This window comes from Bythopirellula goksoeyrii (assembly GCF_008065115.1).
GTDB lineage: Bacteria > Planctomycetota > Planctomycetia > Pirellulales > Lacipirellulaceae > Bythopirellula > Bythopirellula goksoeyrii.
In genome coordinates, this window is record NZ_CP042913.1 from 983,806 (window position 1) to 1,001,631 (window position 17,826).

Annotated in this window: 12 protein-coding genes; 2 read left to right on the top strand and 10 right to left on the bottom strand. The window is 54.0% G+C overall.

What is annotated here, in order from left to right:
- Positions 1-10 precede the first annotated feature (10 nt).
- Both Pr1d_RS03955 and Pr1d_RS03960 read right to left on the bottom strand, forming a co-directional pair.
- Entirely contained in the window at positions 11-1,594 is a 1,584-nt protein-coding gene (locus Pr1d_RS03955) for a DUF7453 family protein (protein ID WP_148072309.1), read from the bottom strand.
- Positions 1,595-1,759: 165 nt separating this feature from the next.
- Complete coding sequence (locus Pr1d_RS03960) at positions 1,760-2,425, bottom strand: GDSL-type esterase/lipase family protein (RefSeq protein WP_148072310.1); 666 nt, start codon at positions 2,423-2,425, stop codon at positions 1,760-1,762.
- Positions 2,426-2,561: 136 nt separating this feature from the next.
- Between Pr1d_RS03960 and uvrA the strand changes: the two genes are divergently transcribed.
- Positions 2,562-9,668 (top strand): excinuclease ABC subunit UvrA, encoded by a 7,107-nt coding sequence (gene uvrA / locus Pr1d_RS03965; protein WP_148076251.1) that lies wholly within the window; start codon positions 2,562-2,564, stop codon positions 9,666-9,668.
- Positions 9,669-9,686: 18 nt separating this feature from the next.
- Here the strand turns inward: uvrA and Pr1d_RS03970 are convergent, their stop codons facing one another.
- A complete protein-coding gene (locus Pr1d_RS03970) occupies positions 9,687-10,835 on the bottom strand; it encodes a fatty acid desaturase family protein (RefSeq protein WP_148072311.1) in 1,149 nt (382 codons plus the stop codon).
- A 341-nt stretch (positions 10,836-11,176) separates the two neighbouring features.
- Here Pr1d_RS03970 and Pr1d_RS03975 point away from each other — a divergent pair, with 341 nt between their 5' ends.
- On the top strand, positions 11,177-12,418 hold the full coding sequence (locus tag Pr1d_RS03975) for a beta-ketoacyl-[acyl-carrier-protein] synthase family protein (protein WP_148072312.1): 1,242 nt from the start codon (positions 11,177-11,179) through the stop codon (positions 12,416-12,418).
- Positions 12,419-12,486: 68 nt separating this feature from the next.
- Here Pr1d_RS03975 and Pr1d_RS03980 read toward each other — a convergent pair whose 3' ends face one another.
- The 7 genes from Pr1d_RS03980 to Pr1d_RS04010 all read right to left on the bottom strand — a co-directional run bounded on the left by Pr1d_RS03980 (position 12,487) and on the right by Pr1d_RS04010 (position 17,746).
- Positions 12,487-13,467 carry a zinc-dependent metalloprotease family protein gene (locus Pr1d_RS03980; protein WP_148072313.1) on the bottom strand — a complete coding sequence of 327 codons (981 nt, stop codon included), beginning with the start codon at positions 13,465-13,467 and terminating at the stop codon, positions 12,487-12,489.
- Between the two features lie 124 nt (positions 13,468-13,591).
- Positions 13,592-14,197 carry an SsrA-binding protein SmpB gene (gene smpB / locus Pr1d_RS03985; protein WP_238476634.1) on the bottom strand — a complete coding sequence of 202 codons (606 nt, stop codon included), beginning with the start codon at positions 14,195-14,197 and terminating at the stop codon, positions 13,592-13,594.
- Positions 14,198-14,281: 84 nt separating this feature from the next.
- The gene (locus Pr1d_RS03990) at positions 14,282-14,596 is read right to left on the bottom strand and encodes a hypothetical protein (protein WP_148072314.1); all 315 of its coding nucleotides are present in this window, start codon (positions 14,594-14,596) and stop codon (positions 14,282-14,284) included.
- A 430-nt stretch (positions 14,597-15,026) separates the two neighbouring features.
- Positions 15,027-16,289, bottom strand: a complete 1,263-nt coding sequence (locus Pr1d_RS03995; protein ID WP_148072315.1) for an NF038122 family metalloprotease — start codon at positions 16,287-16,289, stop codon at positions 15,027-15,029.
- Between the two features lie 196 nt (positions 16,290-16,485).
- On the bottom strand, positions 16,486-17,007 hold the full coding sequence (locus tag Pr1d_RS04000; RefSeq protein ID WP_148072316.1) for an FKBP-type peptidyl-prolyl cis-trans isomerase: 522 nt from the start codon (positions 17,005-17,007) through the stop codon (positions 16,486-16,488).
- A gap of 81 nt (positions 17,008-17,088) precedes the next feature.
- Positions 17,089-17,307 carry a hypothetical protein gene (locus tag Pr1d_RS04005; RefSeq protein WP_148072317.1) on the bottom strand — a complete coding sequence of 73 codons (219 nt, stop codon included), beginning with the start codon at positions 17,305-17,307 and terminating at the stop codon, positions 17,089-17,091.
- A 112-nt stretch (positions 17,308-17,419) separates the two neighbouring features.
- Positions 17,420-17,746 (bottom strand): RNA recognition motif domain-containing protein, encoded by a 327-nt coding sequence (locus Pr1d_RS04010; protein ID WP_148072318.1) that lies wholly within the window; start codon positions 17,744-17,746, stop codon positions 17,420-17,422.
- Positions 17,747-17,826: the final 80 nt, after the last annotated feature.

Here is a 17,826-nt window from a genome sequence, read left to right on the forward strand (position 1 = left end):
AAATACTGACCTAGCTACGGATGAAATATCTCGCCATTGAGAAGAATCCTGCAACGAGCAGCACGAGGACTGCTGAAAGTGTATTTGGCTCTGGTATGGCAACTAAACTTGAAGAAAACACACCTGCGCCATCGGCAAAAATTGCTGAAAACAGTACTTTGCCTTTATCGCTTATTAGGCCCTGGTCAGGAGAACGCAATCCAATTACCGTGCGATAGTCCGGATTCGCAGCATCACCAACGTTAATGGAATCTCCAGTGCGGACAATTAATTTGAGAATTCCATTTTGGTCTAATGCCCATATTCCAGAAGAATTAGGATCTATCACACCATTACCAAATATTCGACCAAAAAAAGCAACTTGCCCTAGTTCATTCATGGTCCAATCGTAGAACTCGGCAAAACGAGAGCTTGGGGTTCCTGGTGCGAAGCTATTTCGCATGGCGACTAAACCTATGTCTCCTTCGGAGTCTACCTTCCATATACCACGATCCTGGGAACTACCTGTGTCCAGCAAGGCATCTAATGCATACTCACTGCTATTATTAAATTCAAAGTCGTAAATGGTACGAAACTGAAAACTTGTTCCAGGCAAAGAAACATCTGACCGAAATAGCTGCGTCAAATTACCAGTTGAGTCTTCTTGCCAGATGCTTTGATAATCGATTGTTCCATTCAAATCCGCGTCGATTGCAGAAGTGAAAGCTATTTTTTCTTTGTTGTTGAATTTCGGATTGCCGATCTCGGTGAATCGCCCTGTTGAATCGGGAGTAAGATCCCCTTTGCGTACGACCAATTCTAATTGCCCGATCTGTTTCTCCTTCCAGATACCTGCATTTCGAGTACCGTCACCAAAGGGAAGCAATCCAAGAAAAGCCGTCTCTCCAAGATTATTTAACGAAACCGGCCTAAATGAAGTGAAGTGGGTATCCGTGCCTGGGGCATTTTCATTCCTGAGTGTAATTAAGCGTAATCCACCTCCTCCAGCGTCTGTCCAAATGCCTTGATCAAACGAATCAAATATATCAGCATGAATTGACACTTCCCCCAAGTCGTTAAAGGACAAGTCGACGAATACTGAAGACAAATGATCGAAGACGCCGTTTGTTCCTGGAGCGTTGCCTCCTGCCCGCGCAACTAGTTCCAATTGTCCAGAGGCATCTGCTTTCCAAATTCCGGAAAAGAAATCGGGGCCGGCATCATTCGGATCGAAGAAACCATATAAGACAATTTGACCTTGGGCATTAATTACTGGATCGACCATAAAGCGAAAGGAAAGAGTTGTCGCAGGAGCAATGGAACCGCCGAGGGCTACTAATGATAGTGCAGGCGAACCTCCAGTCCAAAGACCTTCGGAGTTGTCAGAATCAATTCCAGGTCCTGTTAGCCTGCCTCTGAAAACAGCTTGACCGAATGCATTCCCTGAGAAGCCATTCTCAGCAACATTTTGAGTTAGCACCCCAGTTGTCCCTGGCATAATGTCGCCTGTAATTGCTATTTTCTGGATAGTGTCAATATTCCAGACTGCCGCTTCACAAGTCATTAACGATGCTAAGATAGCTAGAAAAAGGTTTACTAGAAAAAACGGCTTCATGAGCGTATCCCAATGGCGAATTTAGTTATGTGTTGTCACTAACCAATCTAAGAAGAAATAACTACATCAGAGATGTAATCGTTACTTTCCATCTTAATCTTCTGATTTACTGATGTCGAACGCCTTAATCCCTCGGCTACCGCCGACGGTTCCATGGTAACATCATTACTGCAAGTGCGGTCGCAATAACTCCGCCCACAGCTCGTAACCTTTTTCGTTCATATGCAAGCCATCACCGAGAAATATATCTGGTTTCGGCGTACCGTTGTCACCGAGCATGACTGACCAGACATCGACGAACGTGAGTTGATCATCTGCCGCACAATCGGCGGCGATCAGGTTATTCGCTGATTTCATTGTTTCGGCCATACTCCAGCGTGCGATGCTTGGTTTGATGGCGACATAAGCGAGTCGTGCATCGGGCAATTCCGTTTTGAACTTTTCGACGAAGGCGCGGAAGTCGGCATGGACCTGCTCGGCAGTGTTGCCGTTGGCCACGTCATTGTCGCCGGCGTAGAACACGACAAGCCGCGGTTTGTGTTTGCCGATGAGGTCGTTGAAATAGTGTGTCGAATCGATGATCTCGGACCCACCAAAGCCTCGGTTCAAGAAGCCCCCTTCGGGGAACGACTTTTTGAGATCCCACATCCGAATGCTGGAACTGCCCGCGAAAACCACTCCGCCGGGCTTGGTAGGTTGCTCCTGGTCAGTTGCGAGGAAGGCATCGATATTCGTCTGCCAGCGCGCAGGATCGCGGCCTGTTTCCGCAGAAATGGCCTGAAATACCTGCGATAGCATCAACAGAATGATAAAAGTGCTGCGGATTACCATGAAAGCGTAGCTCCTAATAGAAAACGTCAGTTGGTTCTTCTCGCCAGAGGCGTATAATGGGTGGTTCGCTATTTCCTGCCATGTGACTTACTGAGTCGCGGCTGAAGCCCCACCCTTGAATTTGCCACACGGACGTATGCCCGCCTCAGATATCATCATCAAAGGTGCCCGCGAACACAACCTCCGCGGCGTCGACCTCTCACTTCCCCGCAACAAACTCATCTGCCTCACAGGCGTGAGTGGCAGCGGGAAAAGTTCCCTTGCCTTCGACACACTTTATGCTGAAGGACAGCGGCGCTATGTCGAGAGTCTCTCGACGTTTGCCAGGCAATTCCTGGGCCAAATGCCCAAGCCCGAGGTGGACCACATCAGTGGCCTGAGTCCGTCGATCTCGATCGCCCAAAAGGCGGCTGGCAACAATCCGCGATCGACCGTGGGAACAATCACCGAAATCTACGATTTTCTGCGGGTACTCTACGCTCGTGTTGGACAGGGGCACTGCCCTCAGTGCCAACGACCGATCACGGCGCAATCCCGCGAAGAAATCATTGCTCGCATTCAATCGCTCCCCGCTAAGGCAGATTTCATGGTGCTGGCCCCCGTTGTGCGAGGGCAAAAGGGAGAATTTCGCGACCTGTTTGAAGATCTGCTCAAGAAAGGATTCGTCCGCGCACGTGTCGATGGCCAGGTGGTACAACTCTCAGATAATCTCTCGCTCGACCGTCAAATGCGGCACGACATTGAGGTGGTGATCGATCGGCTCGTGAACGGACCGTCGATCCGCACTCGATTGGGTGAAGCGGTGGACTTTGCTCTCAAACTGGGCGAGGGAACTCTGATTATCGCCGCGGAAGAGGACAGTGCCGCTGAAGCGGCACCGCCGTCGAAGTCTAGTAAAAAGGCTAAGCGAGGGACCGGCGTCCAAACAGGCGACATGGTTGTTTCGGCGGACTATGCCTGCAACTACTGCGGATTGAGTTTTCAGCCCCCCTCGCCGCAAATGTTCAGCTTCAACAGTCCGCGAGGAATGTGCCTCGAGTGTGATGGTCTGGGGACGATGTTCAGCTTCGATCCCGAGAAGCTGGTCCCCGATCCGACTAAATCGCTCTCCCAAGGGTGCATCGAATTGATCGGCCCCTGGAAAGACCTTGGGCGGTGGAAGCGTCACATCTACAAGGGTGTCGCCGACACGATGGAGCGCAAACTTGAACTGCCCGAAGGGTCACTTACCGACACTCCTTGGCAAGAAATGACCGAAGAGTTTCGATACCTCTGGCTCTGGGGCACCGGCGAAGAGCACATTACCTACACTTGGCGTGCCGGCAAGAATTCCCAGAAGTATGGTGGCACGTTCGACGGGATAATTCCTGAGCTATTGGAAAAGTATCGCGGCGCCAAAAGCAAAACGCTCATTGCCAAACTCGAAGAGTTTATGAACGTGATCCGTTGCCCCGACTGCCTTGGCGAGAGACTCAATCCCCAGGCGTCGGCAGTGACGCTCACTACGGCACACCCGAAGTTCGCTGACAAGCCGCAAGGAACCCTTCCTGTTGTCTGCTCGCTTCCGATCGATGAAGCGAAGGAGTTTTTCAGCGGTCTGGTGCTCGACGAAACCCAACAGAAAATCGCCAGCGAAGTGCTCAAAGAGATTCGCGGTCGTTTGGGGTTCCTCACGAATGTGGGGCTCGATTATCTGTCGCTGGGACGCACTGCTCCCACGCTTTCAGGTGGCGAGACCCAGCGAATTCGCCTCGCCGGGCAAATTGGCTGCGGACTGGTTGGGGTGCTCTACATTCTCGACGAACCCTCGATTGGTCTGCATCCTCGTGACAATGAACGGCTCCTTTCGACCCTCGAACAACTTCGAGATCAGGGCAATACGGTCGTTGTGGTCGAGCATGATGAAGACACCATGCGGGCCGCCGACCTGGTGGTCGACTTCGGCCCCGGTGCAGGAGTGCGCGGCGGGGAACTCATGGCAGTCGGCACGGCTGACGAAGTGGCGAAAAACAAGAAGAGCGTGACGGGAGCCTATCTGTCTGGAAGTCGAAAGATTGAAGTACCGCAGCAAAGGAGGATCGATGCCCTGCCAGAGTCGAAACTCATCATCCATGGTGCGCGACACAACAATCTGAAGAACGTCACCATGGAAATCCCCTTGGGGGCGTTTGTGTGTGTGACGGGTGCAAGTGGCAGCGGCAAGAGCTCGCTGGTAAGCGACATTCTGGTCGAAGCCCTCCGCCGTGATCTCAACGGCGGCAACGGCGAACCGGGCGAACACGACCGCATTGAAGGGCTCGAACATCTCGACAAGATGATTGCCATCGACCAGTCTCCGATCGGCCGCACCCCGCGATCGAATCCAGCGACCTACATCAAAGTGTTTGACGAGATTCGCAAGCTTTACACCCAGCTTCCCGAGGCGAAGCGGCGAGGATACAAGCCGGGGCGGTTCAGTTTCAATGTAACCGGCGGTCGATGTGAGGCATGCAGTGGCAACGGCTCGAACAAACTGGAAATGGATTTTCTCGCCGACGTGTGGATCACCTGCAATGTGTGTCAGGGGCACCGTTTCAATCACGAGTCCTTACAGATTCGTTACAAAGAAAAATCTATTGCCGACGTACTGGAAATGGACGTGCAGCAGGCGCTCGATCATTTCGAAAATATCCCATTGATCCGCAACAAGCTAGAAACTTTACATGCGGTGGGGCTTGATTATCTCAAGCTGGGGCAACCCTCTCCCACGCTTTCCGGCGGTGAGGCCCAGCGGATCAAGCTCGCCCGTGAATTGGTGAAGAAGTCAACTGGCCGCACACTCTATCTACTTGACGAACCCACGACCGGCCTGCACTTTGCCGATATTGAGCTTCTGCTCAAAGTTCTGCACGAATTCGTCGACGCTGGAAACACGGTATTGGTCGTCGAGCACAATCTTGACGTAGTGAAAACCGCCGATTGGGTCATCGACGTCGGCCCCGACGGTGGTAAACACGGCGGCGAAATCATCGCCACCGGCACCCCTGAGCAAATCGTTGGAATGCGGAATGCGGAATGCGGAATGCGGAATAAAAAAAACAATTCCGCGTTCGTTTCCCCTACCGCACTCGCGCTCGCCCCCTACCTCAACGGCAAGTCCCGCAGCAAACCCAAATCCGCCACCCGCGAAACCGTCAAACAAGCCACTCACATCACCGTGGAAGGCGCCAGCGAACACAATCTCCGCGATGTGAGCGTGAAAATCCCTCGGGATGAGTTTACCGTCTTCTGCGGCCCGAGCGGCAGCGGCAAGAGCTCGCTCGCCATGGATACGATTTACGCTGAAGGCCAGCGGCGCTACGTGGAGAGCCTGAGTTCCTACGCCCGCCAGTTCGTCGGCCAACTGCAAAAACCGCGTGTCGAGTCGATCGAGGGCTTGTCCCCTGCGATAGCCATCGAACAACGCACAACGGGCCACTCTCCTCGCTCGACTGTCGGAACCGTCACGGAGATTTACGACTACTTCCGGATATTGATGTCGCGGTTGGGACAAATGTACTGCCCCGATTGCGATGTCCCGGTCGGCACTCAGAGTGTCGATGAAGTAATCGAATCCCTGCTTGCCGAACCGGAAGGAACGAAGCTCTACCTGATGGCCCCCGTGGAACTCGCCGCCGGGCAAAAGTATGAGGAACTCTGGCAATCCCTTCGTTCGAGCGGGTTCTTGCGTGTACGAATCGACGACAAGACCGTCGAATTGGAGTCCGTACCCGAGATCGATCGCCGGCGTAAGCATAAGATCGAAGTGATTGCAGACCGTGTGACAATTCGTCGCGACAACCGGAGTCGTCTGGCGGAAAGCGTCGAGAGTGCTCTTTCCTTGGGTCGAGGCGTGATGGTCACCGTCGTGGTCGAGGAGGACCTCCCGGAAGCGCGTTGGCGAACCAAGGTTCATAGCCAACACCGTTCCTGTGGAAAGTGCGGACGGAGTTTTGAAGCACTTTCGCCTCATCACTTTTCGTTCAACAACACGCTCGGTTGGTGCGGAGCTTGTGAGGGCTTGGGAACCGAGATCGGTGCCAATCCGGCCGCTCTTTTGCGCAGCACCCAACTCACACTCGCCGAAGGAGCCATCTTGGCGTGGCCAGGGGTCGAACAACCACTGTTCGCCGCGATGCTCGCCGCGCTGTCGGACCATACGGGACTTCCCACCGATGTTCCATTTGAACAACTCTCTCCGCGGCATCGCCGCATCGTGCTCTACGGCACGGGAGATGATTGGATCCAATGTGACCACAAAGCCGCGACCGCTGGTCGCGCCAATGGAAAAAACAAAAAGGAACGCGACCAGCGGTCGCGGCTCTATGGGGCATTCCTATTCCAATACAAAGGTCTCTATCCTGCGCTGGAGGAGGCATCGCGGATGTCCCCGCGCCTCAGAGCGCAGCTCGATCATCTTGTCGACGAAATCGAATGCAGCGAGTGCGGTGGGAGTCGTTTGCGCGATGATGCCTCATCCGTTAAGTTTCAAGGCCGCACAATCGGCGAGTATTGCCGACTGCCACTGGGACGCTTGCTTCCCGAAATCGAGGCGTGGACACTCACGGCGAGTCAGCAAAAAGTTGCCGGCGAGTTGGTCCGAGAGATCAGCAATCGGCTCACCTTCCTACTGGAAGTGGGTCTGGAGTATCTCACGATTGGCCGTTCGGCACCGACACTCTCCGGTGGCGAGTCGCAGCGAATTCGCTTGGCAAGCCAAGTGGGGAGCGGCCTGTGCGGAGTACTTTACGTACTCGACGAACCCACAGTCGGGCTGCATCCACGCGATAACACCCGACTAATCTCTGCGCTGCACAAACTCCGCGATCTGGGCAACACGCTATTGGTCGTGGAACACGACCGCGACGTGGTCGAGAGTGCCAATCAGCTGCTGGATTTCGGTCCCGCCGCAGGGCGACTCGGTGGCGAAGTGGTGGCGCGAGGCACTCCCGCCGAGGTTGCCAAGCGACGTGGCTCCGTGACGGGTCCGTACTTGTCGGGAAAGAAGGCGATCCCCGTACCGACTAATCGACGTTTGGATTCCGGGCCGCTGAAGCGGCCTCGGCCAAAGAAGAAAAAGACGGCCGAGCCCGCTTCAGCGGGCCGGTCTTCAGCGCAGTCAACCACATTACGCGTCCAAGGCGCCCGCCACAACAACCTCAAGAACATCACCGTCGACTTCCCTCTCGGCACACTCACCGCCGTCACCGGCGTGAGTGGAAGCGGCAAGAGTTCGCTCGTCGAAGACGTGCTTTACAATCAACTCGCCAAGACACTTCATCGAGCCGGCACCAATCCCGGCGGGCATGACCGCATCGTAGGCATCCAAAATATCGACAAAGTCATCCGCGTCGATCAACGAGCACTGGGCAACTCGCCCTCGTCCAATCCGGCCACGTACACGGGCGTGTTCGAGTTGATCCGAAACCTGTTCGCCCAGCTGCCCGAGGCGAAACTGCGGGGTTATTCGGCCCGCCGCTTTAGCTTCAATGTCCCTGGCGGCCGCTGCGATGCCTGTGAAGGTGCCGGGCAACGGTGCATCGAGATGCACTTCCTACCCGACGTGTGGGTCGATTGCGAGGTGTGCCATGGTAAGCGGTTCAATCCTGATACCCTCAACGTGCAATATCGCGGCCGATCCATCGCCGACGTTTTAGAGATGTCGTGCGGTGAGGCGTTGGAACTTTTTGAAAATATCCCAAAGATCCGTCGTACTTTGCAAACCTTGTGCGATGTGGGGCTCGACTATGTAGCACTCGGCCAGAGCGCTGCAACGCTATCGGGAGGGGAGGCCCAGCGAGTGAAACTCGCCGCAGAATTGTCTCGCCCCGATACCGGCCGGACTCTGTACATTCTCGACGAACCTACCACAGGCTTGCACTTCGACGACATCGCCAAACTTCTCGATGTACTTCATCGTCTGGTCGATCTTGGCAACACAGTTCTCGTCATCGAACACAACCTCGACGTGATCAAGCAAGCCGACTGGATTATCGACATCGGCCCCGAAGCTGGCGCCGAAGGAGGCCAAGTCGTCGTCACCGGCACCCCCGAGCAGATCATCGAGACGGCCGAGACCGCTTCAGCGGCCCGGAAGACCCCGCCGATGGTTTCCCACACCGCCACCGCCCTCGCCCCCGTCCTCGCCGCTGGCCCCCACAAAAAACGCAAGCCCTTCAACTTCGAAACTCTAAACGAACAGCGTGAAGGGGACGTCGAAATCAATGACCTCGGCGGTTCGATCAAAATGCCCTGGGAAGTTGATGGTCGCCGTTGGCACACTCGCGATCGCGTAAGCCGCAGTGGGGCACCGTGTCACTGGGATGGCAAGATACTCGACCGCGTCGAACGCCGCATCCAAGAGCTTGGCGACTTTGCCTCGACGAACTGGAACACACGCACCATCGTCGAGATCGCCACGGCGAAGAAATCCGAGGGTTGGTTTTTCCATGCGATCACGGGCGAACCATGGCTGTTGAAAATGAAATTCCGCACTGCCAAAAAGACTTTCCAGCGAGACGAGCTGGCAGTCGCACTCGATTTGAAGCCGCTCAACGATATCCCCGAGATCGAATCGTATGGACGTACGCCTCGGGTAAAATGTAAAAACCTGCGAGCACCGTTTCAAGAAGTGGAAATCCGGGCGTTCAGTTGGGAGGAAATTGACACACCCGAGTTTTGGAAGTTCCTCGAGCAGGCGGTCTCTGGGTTTCGCAAATTATCTGAGCGCACTCCCCAAGATCCCGAAGACGTGATGCCCTGGAAGGTCCTAGGCCGCAAGTGGCACTTGGCCCGCAAGGGATTCCCACCCGGCAAGAAACCCGCCTGGAATCTCGAAGTCCTTGAAGAACTCCTGGAATTACTTGGCGAAGTCGCCAGTGAAGCCGCAGGTGAGGATAATCCTTCCCAACCCCAATTCCTCTGGAACAACCAGCAAGTCATCAACGTGATGGTCCCCCAGCAACGTCAACCATGGGCCACGATCTACACCAAGCAACTCGCCGGAGTCGATCTGGTGCTCAACGGTCCAACGGGTGCATTCACTACCGACCGCATCGCCGACCTTGCCGCCAACCGCGCCATCAAATCGAGTGAGAACGAACTCGACCAGGTGAAGCTCCGCTTCATCACCGGAGAGGATCTCCTCAACGGCGACCTGCCCGAATTCTTGACAGAGCATCTGGCAGCGGTTGCCGGGACCTCAGAAAGTATTGCTGCGAATTGAATGGAGTGAACTCCGACCCTACGCGCCCAATTCCAGATTAGGTTCAGCGGAAACGTTGTCATTCTCCCGCGCTCGCCTCCACAGGGTGCCTAGTACCTCGTGTAATGACTCGGCCTGGCAGTGACGATAGGGAGAATCCGCTGGCAGGTCGCGGATCAAGCGGCGATGGGCTTCAGCCAACGCGTGATAAGGCATCGTCGGAAAAATATGGTGCAATGCGTGATATCGCAAACCGATCGGTGCCCACAAACCGCCGGTGAAGGGATGCTTGGGGTAATTCACCGAGTCGAGCATTTGCTCAACAAATGTCATCTCGTGCTCTCCCAAATGAGTCCAGCGATGGGCACCCAAAGTACGCAGCGCGTTAATTGCTAAGACGAACACACCCGTGAGATAAGCATGAAGCAGGAATGACGGCGGCAACGTCTCTTCGAACAATAGACCACCGGCCCATACCATCCGCACTGCCACCAGCCAGATAAACAGAAACACCAAAACTTCTTGAAAACGAATCGTCCGCAGTGTCTTATTCGTCGGCAGTGGGCGAATATACGTGGGATCCATGATCATGGAAGACGCGTGGCGATGGACCCATTTTCGCAAAGTGGGGCTGATCCAGGTCAGCGGAGTCAGCACCCCAAAACGAAAAACGGCTACCACGGGAATGACAAAAATCTGCGAGAGGTAGAAGAGAATCTGCCAGGCTGGCAAGCGGGCAAGCGGAATGTATTCGCCGTCTTCTTTCGTGCCATAGTGCTTGCGGCGATGGTGATCGAGGTGGGTGTAGTACACAAATGTCGGAATTAGAAACGGGATTCCGCACAGCAGGTTCCACACAAAGCGAAACGCTGTGAATTCCCCCGCTCGAATATGCACCAACTCATGAATGAATAGCGAGCATCGGTAGATCAATAGCGAGGAGATCACAAAGGCCACGATACGCACAGGCCAATGCCAGGCAACGTTTGTGGTGATCAGTTCAGGAAAATCGACCACTTGAAAGCTGGCCATTGCCACGATCCAGCTCACGAGAAAGTCGGGCCAGTAGATCCAAGGATTCGGCGTGAAGTACTCGCCAACAATGCGGCGGGCCTCAGAGAGCGAGAATTCGCCCGAATGGTGCTCGGTATCGGCAGTGATAGCAGTTGAGTCAATTGCTTGCGACATGGTCGAATCAGAAAGAAATGCCAGTGATCAAACTCATGGGTGAGATATTAAGGCAACAAACGATAAATAGGAGATGACTGGATGGGACTTCCCTTGGACAGTCTACGGCGAACATAACTCTAGGTCGGCTTTGCCAGACCATTTATTCGCTTTATCCTGAAGTTTATCTCTTAAGGGCTGAATTATCCAGTAAATGCGGCCCGTTTCAGACTGTTGTTGACGACCGATTCGGGCGATAAACTGTTGTTTCAAAGGCGTACATGGGGTGACTGGTTGCAAGCAGCCAGAGCACCTCTCAACGGGCTCTCAGAGTCTCAATTTTAGCGGTGTGAGTCGAATTCGTGCAAGAAGTTGTCATCACGGGAATGGGAATTGTCTGCCCGCTGGGGATCGGCTCAGAGGCCGTGTGGTCGGCGATAGAGAACCGCGAGAGTGGCATACGGACTGTCCCCCGGTTGGTAGAAGCCGGCTTCCCGATAACCATTGGAGGAGAGGTTCCCGACTTTGACGGCAAACAGTATGTGAAGCCCCGCAAAAGCCTCAAAGTGATGTGCCGTGAGACCCAATTGGCTTTTACCGCCGCTGAGCTTGCATGGGCAGATGCCAAGCTCGACGAAGCTAAGATCGACTCGGAACGATTGGGTGTCGTCTTGGGTTCAAGTGTCTTCCGCTCTGAATTGCCTGACCTTACAGCCCTTTACCAAGAAGCAAGTAACAACGGTAAGTTTGACTTCACACGATGGGACTCGGCCATAAAACAGCTCTATCCCCTATGGATGCTGAAATACTTGCCAAACATGGCGTCTTGTCATGTTGGCATTGCCAAAGACGCTCGCGGTCCAAACAACACTATCGTCGAGGGAGACGTTTCGTCGCTGCTGGCGATCATCGAAGCTGCTGATACCATTGCGCGCGGACATGCCGATGTGATGCTGACTGGAGCAACCGGCTCGCTATTAGCTTGGGTCGACGTCTGTTGGCACGGTGGGGCGCGCATGACTCGCAATGACAACCCTGATGCTGCCAGTCGTCCTTTTGACTCAGCCCGCGATGGTTTTGTGATGAGCGAAGGGTCCGCAGTCTTGGTGCTCGAAAGTCTGGCCCACGCTGAGCAACGCGGTGCTAAGATTCTCGGTCGTATTTTGGGCTACGGTCGCCGGGCAGAAGCAGTACCCCGCGGCAAGCTACCTACCGGGCAGTCGATTCGTCAGTCAATCCGGGCGGCACTTGAGATGGGACATGTCTCGCCAGACGAGGTTGGCCATGTCAACGCCCACGGACTCAGCACGATTGAAGACGATGCTATAGAAGCCGAGGCTATCCAAGCGGAACTAAAGGATGTAAGTGTAACCGCGCCCAAGAGTTTTGTTGGCAACAGCGGGGCCTCGGGAGGTGCCATTGAACTGGCAATCAGCCTATTAGGACTCCAGAAGAATCTCATTCCGCCAACGCTGAACTGTGACGACCCCACGGCAGGATTGAATGTGGCGTGCTCTGCTCAATTGCCCAAGTCGGCAACTATGTTGGCACTCAATCACAAACTCACGGGGCAAGCTGTCTCGTTGTTGGTAGGCGGAGCTTAAGCAACTTTAATTGCGTCTGATGTGAGATGTTTCTCAGCCGTCGGCGGAAACCCGCGGTTAGCCCCCGATCAAACCGCAGGCTTCCGCCAGCGGCTAGTAAGGAGAGATGCGAATACGGCCCCAAGCATCAGATATGTTGCTGTCTCAGGTACTGCATGGTTGGTTGCTGTAAGAGCCATTCCGGTTCCGTAACCTCTCTGCCATGAAAAGAAATCGGATCCGTCGCTATCACCATCGCCATCGGCATCTCCGCTGGCGCTGACTGCATAGGCACCTCGCCAGAGCGTCAAATCCGCCTCATTGACCATACCATCTCCAGAGAAATCGCCCATGGGAGGAGCTTCTTGGAGGAAGAAAGTGCTTATCGCAAAAACATCGTTGATTTGCTGTTGGGTCATCTGATCGCTCGTACCGCCAGGACTCATCAGGTTGGGGATTTTCGAGGGCGTATGGCTCAACCCCAGATTGTGTCCAATCTCGTGGGCTATCACCCCGGCTACCTGATCGCGACCATTCTGCGTGGACAACTTGGAACTTCCTATGTAGGCGGCGATTCCATTTCCTCCTACGTACCCGATGCCAGCGACATAACTTGAACCGAGCTTCTTGAAACCGGGGGCGACTTCTACAAAGAACAAATTGATAACCCGATAGTCAACATGTAGTTTTCCCGCCGTCCCTGCATAGTTAACGATCTGGGCGAGGTCTGCCTGCGGACGCACTACGTCAGGAGACAAGAGGCCTTGATAAGCAAAGCTGCTGGCATACTGGGTAACACTTGGCAAGAAGCGAATGTCGATACCCGCTTGAGCCCAGATCGAGTCGACCCCGGCTTCGATACTCGCGCGCTGCTCGGCAGTGCCAAATGCAGTCGCGGTTTGTGACCCATCGGTAAGCGAAGTCTGAATAAGCTGCACTTCAACCCGGTGGGTGATGGGGAGCGGTGGATCAACGATCAGTGTCGCATGTACTGTGTTCGACCAAGCGCAGACGCTCAGCAGCGCCAGTACATGCGCAATCTGCGCATGGCGGCAGGAACGTTTCGACATGGAGAGCCTCTCCTCAAAGTTTGCGGCTTGCAAAACACTGCGTTCCGGGGCAGTGCGACGGACAAGATGACTCGATTATTCCAAAATAGTAGGGAGACTGCAAGTTTTGTTCTCGCAGGCAATGCTATCCCCGACGCATTGCTCGATCGATATCCCGCTGCATTTCCTGCTTCTTCATCGTTTCCCGCTTGTCGTAGAGTTTCTTTCCCTTACAAAGCCCGAGGAGAACTTTGGCCCTGCCAGACTTGAAATACATCTTCAGCGGGACCAGCGTCAGATTCTTCTCCGTGGCCAGAGCGGCAAACTTGTTCATTTCCCGGCGGTGCATGAGTAGCTTGCGACGCCGCTTAGGAACGTGATTCAATTGGTGCGAAAAGCTGTATTCCTGGATGTCGCAACCCACGAGCCAGACTTCCCCCTTTTCCAGCCGCGCATAGGCTTCTTCGAGTGAAAGCTGACCATTGCGCAGGCTTTTTACTTCACTTCCCACCAGCACGATGCCACACTCCAAGGTGTCGATCACCGTGTAGTTGTGTCGCGCCTTGCGATTGTCGGAAATGACCTTCTCGTTCTTGTCGCCCTTCGTGGCTGACGACTTCTCTTTCTTGTGCTTGGCCGTAACTAGTCCCTCCCCATGGTGCAGTGAGCTACTGAGTATACCAAAAGGAGGGAAACTCTTCCTAGCCAGAGCCTTGCCTCGAATAAACGGGAAGGTACCACAGCGCAGCAAAACGCGATTTGAGGCCGCCAGAGGGAGGCGTATGGGCGAACCTCAAATCGCGGAGGCGGCTGTTTTCATACCACTTTGGGTCGATCACTCCGCGAGCGGAGGCGGGGTGTTGATGCCCGGTTGGGCCGGAAATCCAGTTGGGGGGAAGAAATCTGACAACGAACCCAAGACAGGCGACTTCGGTTTCTGCTGTGGCTCGTTGAACAACTCCTGCAAGTCGGAATGCAGTTCTACGCATTGGACATATCGCTGGCGGACCTCAGAATTGGCTAGCAGTTTTTCCAGCCTTTGGGTACTTGCGGCGTCTATGTTTTCATCCAGAAGCCCCCAAATAAGGGCTTCGGCTTCATCCAATAGCTGTTGAGAGTTTTCAGTTGGATTGGGATTATCGGGACTCATGTCATATTTCCTTCTCAGCTCAAAATCGGAGACGATCCAGTCGAAAACCCATACTGCTAACGCGTCCGTTGTTCCTATCAGTGTGACCCTCCTTAAGGATGGACTAGCATTATTAAGAACGTATTACTTGCGCGTTGGATTTCCGTGAACTTGCTAGGCAATGGACTGCCTTCTGGGGTAGGCTCCTAGGGGGGAGAAAAGTAATCGCAAATGATGTGCCGATGTACAGAATTCGCCATTTCCCGGCAATGGCGGTTCCCCCATGCTGGCACTTGAGTAGATGGTGCCCAATCTCATGGCACCTTCGCCCGGAAAAGAAGCCTTCGTGCGGGAATCACCTAGTAGAATGCTGCCGTGTTAGTCGATCGGCAAATCAAAGAGGCCGGGCATGATACTAGTGTCTGGCCCAAGTGGCGGTGGAGAAAATTGCTCAAGCAGGACGAGAGCCTCGCAAACTGAATGCACAGCAGGCAAGTCCCAAGAAGAGTACTGCGCTCGTCGGCTCGGGAATCGTCACCTCGTAGCCGATCAAATCGAAGGAGCGCATGTCGTTTTGTCGGATTGGAGAAATCTCTCCAAATGCCAGTGTCGGATCCATGATTCCCAACCCTAGATGGTCCTTCCAATGGCTCGCCTGTCGGCCATCGCCAGCAAATGAACCCGTGGCAAAGCGTATCTCGGTTCCTCCCCCAAAGCTTCCATCAATTTGATCAAAAATCGCATCATAACCGGGAATCATCCAGCGCGGAGTCGTCGTAAACTCAGCGGCTGTGGTTGGGTTGAGAATCGTACCTGGTGGAAAAAAGGATGAGGCATTGCCGCTCTCAAAGCGAAAAAGATCTAACGAAGTTGGTGCCACGTCTAAGGCAACTTGCCCCTGGCTAAGTACAAAATCAACGTAATCGACGTCGGAAATGAATCCCAAAATATGGCCGATCTCATGCGCCGCCACGCTTTCGAAATCAAATGTTCCCGCATTAACACCATCACTGTTGTCAAAATCGAAAGGAAGCGTATTACTGAAAACTATGTTGCCGTCCGAAGCGCCAAACTGGAAGTCAAGGTCGCCAAAGCGATTATCGAAGTTCAGCGCCTTGGCATTCGCTTTGGTAACTTGCAGGGTACCATCAAACCCAAACCCTGGCGCAGCAAATGCCGTCGCTTCGACTGATGTGGGGAGAAAGGCAACGATTCCATCATCCGCTTCTCCGTCAGCCGCGTCATCGACCATCGCATTGCGGATCACATCATAATCATCAAACAAGAGTACGGAATCCGCTCCACCGATGATGCCTGCATCCAGGGGTGCGAGATCCGCATCAATCGTCACGACTATGGGGTCAGCAATAAAAGCTTCCCACTGCTGAGCCGCGCGATTAAATGCAGCCATGGCGGGGGCATTCGCTGAAAGAACTGGACCTGGATTGATGATAATGTTGAAAGAACCAAGCGCGGCTATTTCTCTACTATCAACCGATAGGGAAGAGGAAGCAAACGACCGGGAAGAAGAAGTCGGGCGACTCATTGGCAGCGGCACGAGTTGGGAAGTAATCAATGCGGACTGCTGGCTCCGACCATCATCAATGGCTACAGAGAGTGCTGACGAAGAAAACCAAGAAAAGACTATTCCTGAAAACGCGCAGCATAGGATTGGCCGCAGAGCGACAAGAAACGGAACTGACTTCAAATTCATTAGACTCCCCCTTGATGAGAACTACGACCCAAGCAATAGGGTCCGCAGCGCTCATGAATTTCAGGCTACGACATATCCTGTTGTAACCTGTAGAGAATCCGAGTCAATTATTCAGGTAAGAAAATAGGTGAAAAGCACCTATTTCGCATTCTGCCCTGAATTGTCAGAAGCAAAAACTGCAAGAGAAGGCTGGAAATCAGGCTTCGGCAAGGCCGTTGAGCTCATCGCAGTCACAGTCAGGACCACACTCCCCGTGGGACTCGCTCATTTCGATTTCTTCCGGGGTAGCTTCGCGAACCTCACAAACCTTGACATCAAAACACAACGTTAATCCTGCCAAGGGATGGTTGCCGTCGACTGTCACGGTCTCGTCATCAAAGTCGACCACCGTGACGATAACGTCCTCTTCTTCCTCTTCGTCCGCGAGCGCGAATTGCATGCCGACTTCCAAATCATCCACGTCGGCAAACTCGTCGCGGGGCATGGCAAGGCACAATTCCTCCAGCCGTTCCCCGTAAGCATCGGGGGGGGAAATCGTAACTTGGAGTGTGTCCCCAGCTTCACGTCCCTCCAAGGCTTTCTCTAGTCCGGGGATGATCTCCTGCATGCCATGCAGATACGTAAGAGGACCCTCATCGCCGCTGGAATCGATTTCATCGCCGGATTGATCCGTGAGGCGGTACTCGATGGCGACGATCTTATGTTTGGCAATTTGCATGGGATTGTCTTGTGCTAGAAAGAAAAAACCCCTCCACAGAACAACCCTCGTCAAAGGGAATCTGTGGAAGGGGAGTGTAAGTTAGGCCAAAACTTCAGACTTCATTGCCGCAAAGCCAGTCTCGGTGAGGCTGTAGCCTCCCTTGAAACTCTCCTGAAAGAGGAGGTCTCTTTCTGTCAACTGGCGCAAAGAAGTATGGTGCTTGTCCCATAAGGGGCCATGGAAACAGAGCATCTCGCCCTCATCCATAAGATACTGACGAAACACTTCCATTACAGACTTCTCGGCGGCAGTTAGCATGACTTCCCTACGGTTAATGACTATCTAAGTGTGTAATCCGAACCTGCCGCGCTGTTTCTGATTCTTGAAAAACCAGAAAGCTCGGGAGATTCATCGAACTTCCGACCCGGCTCTAGTAGCGACGACCACCTCCGCCACCGCCACCACCACCACCACGATATCCACCGCCGCCACCGCCACGGGGACGCTCTTCACGAGGACGCGCTTCGTTCACCTTGAGGGGGCGACCGTCATGCTCCTTGTCATTGAGTGCTTCCACGGCTGCGTCGGCATCCGCGCCGTTTTCCATTTCAACAAATCCGAATCCTTTGCTCCTGCCCGATTCTCGATCCATGATCACGTCGGCACTGCGGACTGGCCCGAAGGGTGAAAACAAGGCCTCCAGATCCGCGTTCGTCACACCATAACTTAGATTTCCACAATAAAGCTTCTTACCCACCAAAACTCTCCTCGAAAACGCAAACTCGGCCCCACTCAATCTCGGGGCCACAAGAGCAGACCCACACGGGGGCCTATACG